Annotated in this window: 5 protein-coding genes and 1 pseudogene; 5 read left to right on the top strand and 1 reads right to left on the bottom strand. The window is 71.6% G+C overall.

Going from position 1 to position 13,299, the window contains the following annotated elements; genetic code table 11:
* The first annotated feature begins 33 nt into the window (after nucleotides 1–33).
* Genes AB0I59_RS30180 through AB0I59_RS30170 form a run of 3 tightly spaced genes read left to right on the top strand, consistent with a single transcriptional unit; the run spans nucleotide 34 to nucleotide 9,412 of the window.
* Nucleotides 34–219, top strand: a complete 186-nt coding sequence (locus AB0I59_RS30180) for an MbtH family protein (RefSeq protein ID WP_061260679.1) — start codon at nucleotides 34–36, stop codon at nucleotides 217–219.
* 5 nt (nucleotides 220–224) lie between these two features.
* Entirely contained in the window at nucleotides 225–3,830 is a 3,606-nt protein-coding gene (locus AB0I59_RS30175) for a non-ribosomal peptide synthetase (protein WP_358138294.1), read from the top strand.
* Nucleotides 3,827–9,412 (top strand): non-ribosomal peptide synthetase, encoded by a 5,586-nt coding sequence (locus tag AB0I59_RS30170; RefSeq protein ID WP_358138292.1) that lies wholly within the window; start codon nucleotides 3,827–3,829, stop codon nucleotides 9,410–9,412. The genes AB0I59_RS30175 and AB0I59_RS30170 overlap by 4 nt, the downstream gene beginning before the upstream one ends.
* A gap of 37 nt (nucleotides 9,413–9,449) precedes the next feature.
* On the opposite strand, the pseudogene AB0I59_RS30165 reads toward AB0I59_RS30170, so the two are convergent.
* Nucleotides 9,450–10,663 (bottom strand): annotated as a pseudogene (locus AB0I59_RS30165) (RNA-guided endonuclease InsQ/TnpB family protein); the annotation flags it as partial.
* Nucleotides 10,664–10,787: 124 nt separating this feature from the next.
* Here AB0I59_RS30165 and AB0I59_RS30160 point away from each other — a divergent pair.
* A complete protein-coding gene (locus AB0I59_RS30160) occupies nucleotides 10,788–11,810 on the top strand; it encodes a TauD/TfdA family dioxygenase (RefSeq protein WP_358138290.1) in 1,023 nt (340 codons plus the stop codon).
* 202 nt (nucleotides 11,811–12,012) lie between these two features.
* A complete protein-coding gene (locus AB0I59_RS30155) occupies nucleotides 12,013–13,260 on the top strand; it encodes an amidohydrolase family protein (protein WP_358138288.1) in 1,248 nt (415 codons plus the stop codon).
* Nucleotides 13,261–13,299: the final 39 nt, after the last annotated feature.

Here is a 13,299-nt window from a genome sequence, read left to right as displayed (position 1 = left end):
ACCCGAAGAGATTCGACGAACGAGGCAGGAAATATGACCGACGACCACTTCCTGGTTGTGCGCAACGACGAGGAGCAGTACTCGATCTGGCCCAGCGGACGTACCCTTCCCGCGGGGTGGCACGACGCCGGATTCAGCGGCGCCAAGCAGGAGTGCCTGGACCACATCGAGACGGTGTGGACCGACATGCGGCCGCTCAGCCTGCGCCAGGGCGGGTGACCGGGGTGATCGACAAGGAATGGGAGGCGCCCTCCTCCTTCGGCCAGGAACGGATCTGGCTGGCCGATCAGATGGATCCGGGCTCGCCGGTCTTCAACCTGCCGTGCGCGTTCGAGATCCCGTACGCGCTCGAGGCCGATCAGATCATCGCGGTGCTCAAGGCCGTCGCCGATCGGCACGAGGTGCTCCGCACGTCCCTGCGGATCGTGGACGGCTCCCTCCGCCAGATCGTGCACGCGGAGATCGACCCCGGCGTACGGGTGCTCGACCTGCGGTCGCTCCCGGCCGAGGATCACCGGGCTCGTACGCTCGACCACATCCGGTCGGTCGCCGGGGAGGCGATCTCCACCGATCGCGCCCCGATGTGGCGGGCCACGGTGATCCGGACCGGGGACGCGCGCTGGGTGGTCAGCTTCGTGGTCCACCATGCCGTGTTCGACGCCACCTCGGCCGTCATCCTCGAAAGGGAGATCTCCGAACTGTGCGCCGCCGCGGCGGCCGGACAGGCCGGGGCCACCGAGCCGTTCGGGGCCACCGAACAGGCCGGGTCCGCCGAGCGGCCGGGGCTGCCCGACCTGCCGATCCAGTACGCCGACTACGCGGCCTGGCAGCGTGGCCGGCTCGCCGACGACGCGCTGGCGGCGCAGACGGACTACTGGCGGGAGCGGCTGGCGGGACTGCCCGCCGTACACTCCCTTCCCACCGACCGGCCCCGGCCCGCCCGGCTCGGCTACGCCGGAGACGAGGTCCGCTTCACGATCCCGGAAGAGCTCCAGGCACGGGCCACCGCGCTGGGGCGCGGTTCGGGCGCGACGCCGTTCATGGTGTTCCTCACGGCGTACGTCGCCCTGCTGTCGCGGCTGTCCCGCGAGGACGACACCGTGATCGGGGTGACCATGAGCGGGCGCGAACTCCCGGAGGTCACCGGCCTGATCGGCATGTTCGTCAACCAGCTGGTGGTACGGGTGGACGCCTCGGGTGACCCCACCTTCGCCGAACTGCTCGGGCGGGTCCGCGCCACGATGCTCGACGCCATGGAGAACGGTCAGATTCCGTTCCAGGCGGTCGTGGAGGCGGTCGCGCCGCAGCGTGATCCGGGAGCGCAGCCGCTGTACCAGATCGGCTTCAACTACATCCCCGACTCCGGCATCGAGCCGACCCCGTACACGACCTCGAAGGACGATCTCGCGTTCGACCTGACCACGGGCACCAGCCGGTTGCTGTACCGCACCGACCTGTTCGACCGGGGCACGGCGGAGACGTTCGTCGCCCGCTACCTGCGCGTCCTGTCCGCCGGTGTGGCCGCCCCCGAGACCGGGATCGGCGACCTGCGGCTCATGGACGACGCCGAGCACGCGGCGCTGGTGGAGGCGAGCACCGGTGAGCCGCGCGAGCAGCGCGGCCAGACGGCGCTCCGCATGGTGGAGGAGCAGGTCGCGCGCACTCCGGACGCGACCGCGGTGATCGTCGGCGACCGGCGGCTGACCTACACGGAACTGGACGAGGCCGCCGAAGGCGTGGCGGACCGGTTGCGCCGGTCGGGAGCCGGCCCCGAGTCGCTGGTGGCGGTGTGCGCGGACCCCTGCCTGGAGCTGCTGCCCGCCCTACTGGGTGTGTGGAAGGCCGGGGCGGGTTACGTTCCGGTGGATCCGGCCTATCCGGCCGACCGGGTGGCGTACCTGCTCGGCGACTCCGCCGCCACGGTGGTGCTCACCCGGCGCCACCTGCTGGCCGCCGTGGAAGGCGCCCTGGCCACTCCCCCGGCCACCCCCTCAGCCACTCCCCCGGCTGCCGTGGAGGGCACACTGGCCACTCCCCCGTCCGCCCCCTCAGCCGCTTCCCCGGCTGCTCCCTCAGCCGCTGGCCTGGCCTCCCGACCGGCCGTGCTCGCCATCGACGAGCCCGCCGGGTGGCAGGCCGGACGGCCCGCTGAGCGGGTCGGCGATGGGACAGGCGGCCCCGGCGGCGGCTCGCCACGTCCGGCCGCGCCGGGGAACGTCGCGTACGTCATCTACACCTCGGGTTCTACCGGCACCCCGAAGGGCGTCGTGGTCGAGCACGGCTCGGTGGCCGCCTACCTCGCGTGGGCCGGCACCGCCTATCCCGGACTCGCCGGGGAGGCGCTGCTGCACTCCCCTATCGCCTTCGACCTGACCGTGACCGGCCTGTTCGGACCGCTGACGGTGGGGGGCGCCGTGCGGCTCGCCGCCCTCGACGACACCGAGACCGACACCCCGACCACCACCCGGACGTACTCCCCGGCCGATACCCAGACCGACTCCCCTGCCGCCATCTCCACCGGGACGACCACCGGGACGACCATCGGGACGACCATCGGGACGACGACCGGCGAGAACGCTGGGAGGACGGCTGGGGAGACGACCGGCGGCACGCTCGGCGGGGCCCCCCGCGGCCTGGCGACGTTCCTCAAGGTCACGCCCAGCCATCTCGCGCTGCTGGCCGCGCTGCCGGACCACGTGGCCCCGGGTGGCGACCTGGTGCTGGGAGGCGAGGCGCTGCCCGCGGACGGGGTCACCGCCTGGCGGGAGCGGCACCCCGGCGTCACGGTCGTCAACGAGTACGGTCCCACCGAGGCCACCGTCGGCTGCGTCGCGGCGCGCGTGGCACCGGGTGAGGCGTTGCCCGTCGACCAGGCGGGCTCGGTCACGATCGGCCGCCCGGCCCCCGGAAACGCCGCCTACGTGCTGGACGGCGGACTGCGGCCGGTGCCCACCGGTGTCGTCGGCGAGCTGTACATCGCGGGCCCCCAGGTGACCCGCGGCTATCTGAACCGGCCGGGAGCCACCGCCGCCGCGTACGTACCCTGCCCCTTCGGGGCCCCCGGCCTGCGGATGTACCGCACCGGTGACCTGGCCCGCCGCCGTGCCGACGGGAGCCTGGAGTTCGTCGGCCGCGCCGACGAACAGATCAAACTGCACGGCTACCGCATCGAGCCCGGCGAGATCGAGACGGCTCTGCGCGCCCAGCCGGGCGTCCGGGACGCGGCTGTCACCGTACGCGAGGACACCTCCGACGGCAGGCGTCTCGTCGCCTACCTGGTCGGCGACGCGAGCGACGGCACAGGTGGCGGCACAGGCGGCACAAACGACACGGGCGGCGACACGGACGGCGGCACGGGCCTCGGCGTGGACGTCGCGGCGGTGAACGACGCGCTCGCCGCGACCCTGCCCGCCCACATGGTCCCGTCGGGATACGTCGTCCTCGACGCCCTCCCGCTGACCGCCAACGGCAAGCTCGACCACGCCGCGCTTCCCGCGCCGGTCGCGGTCGCGGACGGCGAGTACGTCGAGCCGCGCACGGCCGCCGAGGAGCTGGTGGCGGAGGTCTTCGCCGGTCTCCTGGGCGTGGAGAAGGTCGGTGCCACCGACGACTTCTTCGAGCTCGGCGGCAACTCCCTGCTGGCGATCCGGGCCATCGCGAGGATCCGCGGCCAGATCGAGATCGACATCCCGGTCCGCGGTCTGTTCTCGTACACCACCGTCGCGGACCTCGCGGCCGAGATCGAACGACGGCTCACCGAGGACCTCGACCAGCTCAGTGATGAGGATGTCGAGCGGCTGCTCACATCAGAAGGCGACGGCCGATCATGACGACGCCACCCCAGACACCACCCCAGACACCACCCCAGACACCACCCCAGACGCCGCCCCAGACGCCGTCCCAGAACCCGCAACAGGCATCGCTGTCCGCGGCCCGGCGGGCGCTGCTGGAACAGCGGCTCCGGCGGCGCGCGGCCGGACCGGACACAGCCACCACCACGGTGCGGCCCCGCCCAGAGGGCTCCGCCCCGCCCCTGTCCTACCAGCAGGAGCGGGTCTGGTTCATGGAGCAGTTCGCGCCGGGCACGAGCCAGTACAACATCCCGATCCCGATGCGCCTCACCGGGGAGATCGACCTCGACCTGCTCGACCGGGCCCTGCAGACCCTTCCCGCCAGGCACGAGGCGCTGCGGATGCGCTTCCCCGCCGATTCCGACGGGCGGCCCACCGTCCACGTCGAGCCCTCCGTCGCGGTGCCGCTGCGCGTCGTGACGGCGGACGACGAGGCCGCCGCCCAGGCGCTGATCGACGAGGCGGCCGCGGAGCCGTTCGACCTGACCGAGGGGCCGCTGCTCCGCGCCCTGCTGATCAGGCTGGCCGACGACGATCACCGGCTGCTGGTCACCACCCACCACATCGTCGGTGACGGATGGTCGGTGGACCTGCTGCTGCGCGACCTGGCCGCCGCCTATCACGCCGGGCGCGCCGGCACCGGGGTCACGCTCCCCGGCCTGCCCGTCTCGTACGGAGACTTCGCGCACTGGCAGCGGCAGACACAGACCGGTCCCGAGCTGGAGCGCCAGCTGGGTTTCTGGAGCGACCGGCTCGCCGGCGTGCCGGCCCTGGAGCTGCCCGCCGACCGGCCGCGACCGGCCACCCAGGTCTTCGAGGGCGACTGGCACATCGTCGATGTCGACGCCGAGCTCGCCGGGGCTGTCAACCGGCTCTCCAGGGAGCGCGGAACGACGCTGTTCATGACGCTGCTCGCCGCCTACCAGGTGCTGCTGTCGAGGCACTCCGGCCAGGGCGACTTCGCGGTCGGTTCCTCGTCGGCCGGCCGGTCGCTGGCTGAGCTGGAGAACGTGGTCGGCATGTTCGTCAACATGCTGCCGATGCGCGCGCGGCTCGGTGACGACCCGACCTTCGACGAGCTGCTCGAACGCACCCGGGTCGGCGTTCTCGACGCCTTCGACCACGCGGAGGTCCCGTTCGAGCAGCTCGTCAACGCGCTCGGCGTGCCCCGCGACGTCAGCCGGTCGCCGGTGTTCCAGGCGATGTTCGCGCTGCAGAACTACCAGATGGGCCGGATCGCGGAGGCGGGCGGCTCGGACCTCGGCATCACCTGGCTGCCGATGGACCTGCGGGCCACCCGTTTCGACATCGAACTGCACGTCATCGAGGTGCGGGACCGGCTGATCGTCAAGTTCGTCTACAACACGGCACTGTTCGACGAGGCGACCGTGGCGAGGATGGCGACCCGCTTCGTCACCCTCCTGCGGTCCGTCACGACCGACCCGTCCAGGCGGGTGTCCGAGCTGCCGATGCTGGACGCCGCCGAGCAGACGCTGCTGGTGGACGTGTGGAACGACACCGGCGCCGAGCTGGACGAGGCGGCGACGCTGCACGGCCTGATCGAGGAGCAGGTCGCCCGCACCCCCGGCGCCGTCGCGGTGACCTTCGAGGGCCGCCACCTGACGTACGCCGAGCTGAACGAGCGGGCGAACCGGGTGGCGCACCGGTTGCGCGACCTGGGAGCGGGCCCCGAGACCCTGGTCGGCGTCTTCGCCGAACGCTCGGCCGAACTGGTGGTGGCGCTGCTGGGCGTGCTCAAGGCGGGAGCCGCCTACCTGCCGCTCGATCCGGAGTACCCGGCCGACCGGCTGGCGTTCATGATCGACGATGCTCGGGCTCCCGTGGTGCTGACCCAGGAGCACCTGAAGGCGACCGTCCCGGCCACCGACGCGGTCATCCTGAACCTGGACGATCCCGGCGAGTGGGCGGACCGGCCCGCGGACGACCCGCGGCCCCCGGTCACCTCAGGCAACGCCGCGTACGTCATCTACACGTCGGGATCCACCGGCCGCCCCAAGGGCGTGCCCAACACCCACCGCGGCATCGTGAACCGCCTGCTGTGGATGCAGCGCGCCTACCCGCTGGGCGGCGACGACGTCGTACTGCAGAAGACGCCCGCCGGTTTCGACGTGTCGGTGTGGGAGTTCTTCTGGCCGCTGCTCACCGGAGCGCGGCTGGTGCTCGCCCGGCCGGGCGGCCACAAGGACGCGGCGTACCTGCGCGAGCTGCTGATCAGCGAGAGCGTGACCACCGCGCACTTCGTCCCGTCGATGCTCGCGGTGTTCCTCGCCGACGACGAGAAGTCGGCGGCGGGCTGCACGGCGCTGCGCCGGGTGATCTGCAGCGGCGAGGAGCTTCCGGTGGCCACGGCGGCCACCTTCACGACGGTGCTCCTGCACTGCGAGCTGCACAACCTGTACGGCCCCACCGAGGCGGCGATCGACGTCACCTCCTGGCACTGCGCTCCCGAGGCGATCGCCGACGCGGTCACCCTGCCGATCGGGGCCCCGATCGCGAACATCCGGCTGTACGTCCTCGACGAGCGCGGGAATCCCGCCCCGATCGGCGTGCCGGGCGAGCTGCACATCGGCGGGGTCGGGGTGGCCAGGGGCTACCACCGCCGTCCGGCGCTCACCGCCGAACGGTTCGTCCCCGACCCGTTCGGCGCCGACCTGGGTGCCAGGCTGTACCGCACCGGCGACCTGGCGCGCTGGCGCGCGGACGGGAACCTGGAATTCCTCGGCCGCATCGACCACCAGGTGAAGCTGCGCGGCCTGCGCATCGAGCTGGGCGAGATCGAGACGGCGCTGCGCGACCGCGACGAGGTCGCGGAGGCGGTGGTGATCGTCCGCGAGGACACCCCCGGCGACAAGCGGCTGGTCGCCTACCTGACGACCCACGGCGGGGTGGACGTCGACGTCGCCGAGCTGCGGGCCGCGCTGAAACAGGGCCTGCCCGACTACATGGTGCCGACGGCGTTCGTCACCATGGACACGCTGCCGCTGTCGCCCAACGGCAAGCTGGACCGCGCGGCCCTGCCGGGTCCCCAGGCCACGCGGGACGCCACCGCCGAGCTGGTCGAGCCGGAGACCGCCACGGAACGGATGCTGGCCGAGATCTGGATCGACGTGCTCGGCGTGGAGCGGCTCGGCGTCCACGACGACTTCTTCGACTCGGGCGGCCACTCCCTGCTCGCCACCCAGGTGGTGGCCAGGATCCGCAAGGCGTCCGACGGCTCGGGACGTCCGGTCGGCGTGATGGACCTGTTCCAGAACCGGACCATCCGTGAGCTGGCCGCCTTCATCGACGGCGGCGCCGACGCGGCGGCCGGGCCCCAGCCGCTGCTTTACGAGCTGACCCCGAAGGGCGGGAAACGCACCCTGTCCTACGTCTGCGTGCCCTACGGCGGGGGCAGCGCCATCGTCTACCAGCCGCTCGCCGACGCGCTCCCCGCCGGGCACGCGCTGTACTCGGTGGCCATCCCCGGCCACGACGTCGGGCTGAACGAGGAGGCGCTCCCCTTCCACGAGCTGGTGGACCGGATCGTGGCGGAGATCAGGGAGCGCGTCGAAGGCCCCCTGGTCCTGTACGGCCACTGCGGCGTCGGCAGCGCCATCGCGGTCGGCGCGGCACGGAAGCTGACCGAGAACGGCCGGGACGTGGACGCGGTCTACATCGGCGCGATGTTCCCGTTCGCCCGCATCAAGGGCGTCGTCGGGACGCTGCGGACCCGGCTGGAGAAGCTGCGCAGCAACCGCGAGTACGCCAACTGGCTCAAGGGCATGGGCGTCGACACCGACGAGCTGGACCCCGAGCAGGCCGACCGGATCATCGCGAACATGCGGGCCGACTCCCGGGCGTCCGAGGAGTACTTCACCACACTGCTCGACCAGCGCCCCGCGCCTATGTCCGCTCCGATCATCTCCGTCGTCGGCTCGGAGGACCCGGTCACCGACTACTACACCGAGCGGTATCGGGAGTGGGAGTTCCTGACCGGCACGACCGGGCTGGTGGTTCTCGACCAGGCCGGCCACTTCTTCCTGAAGCATCGGGCGGAGGAACTGGCCGAGATCGTCACGGGCGTCCACCCGGCGATGGCCCGGCGCGAGACCGCCGAGTACGGCGTCGCCGAGCGGGGGCCGGACGCGGCGTGGGCGCTGCACGACACGCACTACCCGGCCGGGCCGGGAGAGTCCGCGGGGCCGCCCGCGGTGCAGCCGAGCAACCGCAGGTTCCTCAGCGTGGCGATCGGGCAGCTCGTGTCGGCGACCGGTTCGGCGCTGACCGGCTTCGCCGTACCGGTGTGGTTGTTCGACCGGACGGGATCGGTGGCCGACCTCGGCCTGCTGTGGGCGCTGACGCTGATCTGCGGTGTGGCGATGATGCCCATCGCCGGGCCGCTCATCGACCGGTTCGACCGGCGACGCGTCATGATCGTCGCGAGCGGCGTCGCGGGGGCGGTCCAGCTCGCGATCGCGTCGCTGCTCTTCACTGGGCGGCTGGACCTGTGGATCATCTACGTGCTGCTGCCGATCAACTCGATGGCGGGCACCTACCAGCGGCTGGCCTTCCAGACCGCGGTGCCGCAGCTGGTGCCCAAGCGCTATCTGGGGCACGCGGTCGGTCTGGCGCAGCTCACCAACGGGTTCGCGATGCTGTTCGCCCCTCTGATGGGCGCCGGTCTGTACGTCGCGATCGGCCTGCCCGGCATCCTCGCCATCGACATGGCGAGCTACGTGTTCGCCCTCGCGGTGCTGCTGGTCGTCCGCTTCCCCGACACGCTCGGCTTCCGCCGTAAGGAACCGCTGGTCACCGCGATCGTGGAGGGACTGCGGTTCTCCTGGAACCTCCGCGGATTCCGGGCCATGGTGATCTACTTCGCCGTCGCCAACATCTTCCTCGGCCCCGCCCTGGTGCTGACCGTCCCGCTGACGCTCTCCTTCGGCACGGTCGACCAGGTCGCGCAGGTTGCGGTGGCCGAGGCGCTCGGCGCGGTGGCCGGCGGCGTGGTGATGGCGCTCTGGGGCGGCCCGCGCAAGCGCCGGATGGTCGGCGTGTTCCTGGGCAACCTGGGAATGGCCGCCGGGTGCCTGGTGATGGGCCTGCGGCCGTCCCTGGCCGTGGTCGTGACCGGTGTGTTCTGCCTGGCGATGTCGATGTCGATCTCGCAGGGCATCTACGTGACGCTGGTCCAGGTCAAGGTGCCGCAGCGGTTCCACGGGCGGGTGCTCTCGCTCAACCAGGCCCTCTCGTGGTCCACCCTGCCGATCGGGTTCGCCGTACTGGCGCCCCTGGCCACGTCCCTGTTCAACCCCATGCTGCGGCCGGACGGGGCGCTCGCCGGCTCGGTCGGCGCGGTCATCGGCGTCGGCGAGGGCCGGGGCGTGGGCCTCACCTACGTCGTCTTCGCGCTGATGATGGCCGCGGTGACCGTCGGCGCGTCGACCCTCCGGTTGCTGCGGCGCTTCGACACCGAGGTTCCGGACTCGCTCCCCGACGACCTCATCGGCATGCAGGAAAGGCAACGCCGCCTGAGCCTCGCGAAAGGAAGCACATCTTGACGTCCTCCCCTCCCTGAAGGAAGGGGATTCCAACCCTCACAGGTCGGCCTTCCTGCTTCACCGCCGGTCGCCCGCCCGGAGAGGACTCCGTTGAGGTCTTACACCAGCTCCACAGGCGTTTCACCTCTCCGCCAGCCCGGCGGCGAGGATGTTCCTGGCCGCGTTCACGTCCCGGTCGTGGACAGCGCCGCAGGCGCACACCCACTCCCGGACGGAAAGCGGCATCGACTCGGCGAGCGTGCCGCACGCCGAACACAGCTTGGAGGAGGGGAACCAGCGGTCGACCACCACGACTTCCCGCCCATACCAGCGGGCCTTGTACTCCAGCATCGACCGCAGTTCCCGCCAGCTCGCATCCGAGATCGCGCGGGCCAGCGTGCGGTTCTTGACCATGGTACGGATGGTCAGGTCTTCCACGGCGATCACTTGGTTCTCGCGAACAAGCCGTGTGGTGACCTTGTGCAGGAAATCCCGGCGGCGATCGGTGATCCGCGCATACACGCGAGCCACCCGCCGCCTGGCCTTGACTCGGTTCGCCGACCCCTTCCCCTTGCGGGCGAGCGCCCGCTGGGCCCTGGCCAGCCGCCTGCGCTCAGCCGGCTCATGCCGAGGGTTGGCGACCGTGCCGTGTGCGTCGGTCACCCCGTCGATCGGCCGCGACAGGGTGAGCAGGGACGTGATCCACGCATCCACCCCGACCACGTTCTCCGCCGGGGCGAGCGGTGTGATCTTCTCCTCGACCAGGATCGACACGAACCAGCGGCCGGCCGCGTCCTTGCTCACGGAGACCGTGGACGGCTCCGCCCCCTCCGGCAGCGGCCGGGACCACACGATGTCCAGCGGGCCGTCCATCTTCGCCAACGTCAACGTGCCGTCCCGCCACCGGAACGCCGAGCGGGTGTACTCCGCCGACAGCCGCGACTTCTTACGGGACTTGAATGTCGGGAACCCGGCGCGCTTGGTGAAGAAGTTCACGAACCCGGCCTGAAGATGACGCAGCGCCTGCTGCAACGGCACCGACGACACCTCGTTCAGGAACGCCAGTTCCTGAGTGCGTTTCCACGCGGTGAGCGCGGCCGACGACTCCCCATACGAGACCCGACGGCCCTCCACCCTGTAGGCGCGGGTCCGATCCTCCAATGCCTTGTTGTAGACGAGACGGACACAGCCGAACGTCCGGGCAAGCACGTCGGCCTGCCCGGGAGTTGGGTAGAAGCGGTATTTGTACGCCCGCTTCACCACCTGCGCCATGCCTCACAGTCCTACCACGCGACCAGCCGAGACATCGCTCGTTTGTTCGTATCCACCGGTGCGGAATCGTGCCGCGTTTCCTCCCCCGCCTGAAGGCGGGGGTATCCACGCTCAAGGAGATTTGATGACGGGCGTCGTTCCCACGGACCCAGGGCGGCTCGGGCAGGTGGCCGGGCCGGTGACCGGGCCAGTGACCGGGCCGGTGACCGGGCCAGTGACCGGGCAGGTGGCCGGCAACGACCACACCACCATCGTGGTCTACGGCCTCGGCCCGGACATGACCGACCACCTCGACTGGGTGACGGCCCACCGCGACGGCCTGCGGGCCGGTCTGGCCGAGCACGGCGCGGTGCTGATCCGCGACCTGCCCGCCGACCTCGACCTGTTCGACCGGATCGTCCGGGTCGTCGGCGGTGAGCCGCTGCGCTACACCGAACGCTCCACCCCGCGCACGTCGGTCACCGAGTCCATCTACACCTCGACCGAGTACCCGGCCGACCAGCCGCTCCCGATGCACAACGAGAACTCGTACTCCGACACCTGGCCGGGGCACCTGTTCTTCTTCTGCGACACCGCCGCCGCCACGGGCGGGGCCACCCCGATCGCGAACAGCCGCGCGGTGTTCCGCGCAATCCCCGAGGGCGTACGGGAGAGGTTCGCGGCCGGCGTCGTCTACGCCAGGGCGTTCCGGGAGGGGCTCGGCCTGTCCTGGCAGGAGTCGTTCCAGACCGACGACCCCGCCGAGGTCGAGGACTACTGCGCGCGGCACGGCATAGCGTACGAATGGACCGAGGAGGGCCTGCGCACCCGGCACCACCGGCCCGCGCACCAGACCGAGCCGCTGACCGGTGAGCAGGTCTGGTTCAACCAGGCGAACCTGTTCCATGTCACCAGCCTGGACGAGGAGGTCCGCGAGGCCCTCCTGATGCTGTACGGCGAGGCCGACCTGCCCCGCAACGCGTACCTCGCCGACGGCTCCTCCATCGCCCCGGCGGACCTCGCCGCCGTCAAGGCCGCCTACGACGAGACCTCGTACGCGTTCCCGTGGCGGGAGGGTGATCTGATGATCATCAACAACATGCTGTGCGCGCACGGCCGGGAGCCGTACACCGGCGCCCGCCGGATCCTGGTCGCGATGACCGCCTGATCGGCTGCTCCGCCCGTCGAGGGTCTGGCCACCGATGATGGCGGTCAGACCCTCCCTGGACAGAGGGGGTGATGTCGTGGACCACCCCACGCACAAGGCCGTCTGCGGCATGGCGCCCCGGAGCCCGGTGAGACCCGTACGGCGCTGACTTGGCAGATGTCGCCATGTGCCCGGCCGCAGGACCGGCCCTATCGTCCGAGCTGTGGACGTACTCATTCGCAACGCATCGCTGCGCGGCCGCCCGGGCCGGTGGATGCTGGCCGCGGACGGCGGCCTGCTCACCGTCGTGGCGCCCGACGACCCGGAGACGACGAGCCCGCCCGAGGCGACGGTGGTCGACGCGGACGGGAACCTCGTGACCGAGCCGTTCGTGGACGCCCACCTGCACCTGTGCAAGGTCCACACCCTCGACCTGGCGGGCCAGGAGCCCCTCTCCGCCTACACCGCGGGGACGATGGGCGCGGCGATGGGCGCGATCGAGTCGGCGGCGGCCGTCAAGGTGCGCCAGACCGCCGATGCCGTGCTGGCCAGGGCCAGGTCGGCGATGTGGGAGTCGGTGCGCCAGGGCGTGCGCGTCGTACAGGCGTTCGCCGACGTCGATCCGGTCGCCGGGCTCACCGGGGTCGAGGCGCTGCTGGCCCTGCGCGAGGAGTTCCGCGGGCTGGTCGACCTCCTGGTGGTGGCCTTCCCCCAGGACGGCCTGCTGCGCGCGCCGGGCACCGAGGAACTGGTCGCCGAGGCGGTGCGGCTGGGCGTGAACGTGGTCGGCGGCATCCCCTGGATCGAGTTCACCGACGCCGACGCCGAGGTGCACGTCACCCGCATGGTGGAGTTGGCGCACCAGCACGGGCTGCGGGTTGCCATGCTGACCGACGACGCGGGCGATCCGTCGCTGCGTACCACCCAGATGCTGGCCACCGCGCTGGTGGAGCGCGGGATGACCGGCCGGGCCAGCGTGCAGCACGCCCGCGCGACGGCCCTCTATCCCGAGCCCTCCCTGCGTCGCCTCATCGGACTGTGCCGCGCGGCGGGACTGGGATTCGTCAGCGACCCGCACACCGGCCCGCTGCACCTGCCGGTCTTCACCCTCGCCGACGCCGACCTGCCGGTCGCGCTCGGCCAGGACGACATCGAGGACGCGTACTACCCCTTCGGCAGGCACAGCATGCCGGAGGTCGCCTTCCTGGCCGCCCATCTGCTGGACGCGCGAACCGATCCGGAACTGGAGCGGCTGTTCGACATGGTCACCGTGGACGCCGCGCGCGTCCTGGGCCGTCCGGCCCACCGGCTGGAGCCCGGCGCACCCGCCGATCTGGTCGTGCTGGACGGCCGGAGCGTACGCGAGGTCCTCGCCAGGCACTCACCGCCGGGTCACGTGATCACCGGCGGCCGGATCGTCGCCACCACGACCTCGGCCACGACGTTCCACGGCCGCGTCCCGGCGCTGTGAGGCTCCACCGCCCGCCGACCCTGGTCGTCATGACCGCCT

Origin of the sequence: Microtetraspora glauca, assembly GCF_040656155.1 — a bacterium.
Classification (GTDB): domain Bacteria; phylum Actinomycetota; class Actinomycetes; order Streptosporangiales; family Streptosporangiaceae; genus Microtetraspora; species Microtetraspora glauca.
The sequence above is the reverse complement of the archived record's forward strand: the minus strand, read 5'-3'. Positions and strand labels throughout refer to the sequence as shown.

Excerpts from the sequence above, each read along its gene's own strand:
- AB0I59_RS30180 (WP_061260679.1), top strand. The coding sequence starts at position 34 with ATGACCGACGACCACTTCCTGGTTGTGCGCAACGACGAGGAGCAGTAC.
- AB0I59_RS30170 (WP_358138292.1), top strand. The coding sequence starts at position 3,827 with ATGACGACGCCACCCCAGACACCACCCCAGACACCACCCCAGACACCA.
- AB0I59_RS30160 (WP_358138290.1), top strand. The coding sequence starts at position 10,788 with ATGACGGGCGTCGTTCCCACGGACCCAGGGCGGCTCGGGCAGGTGGCC.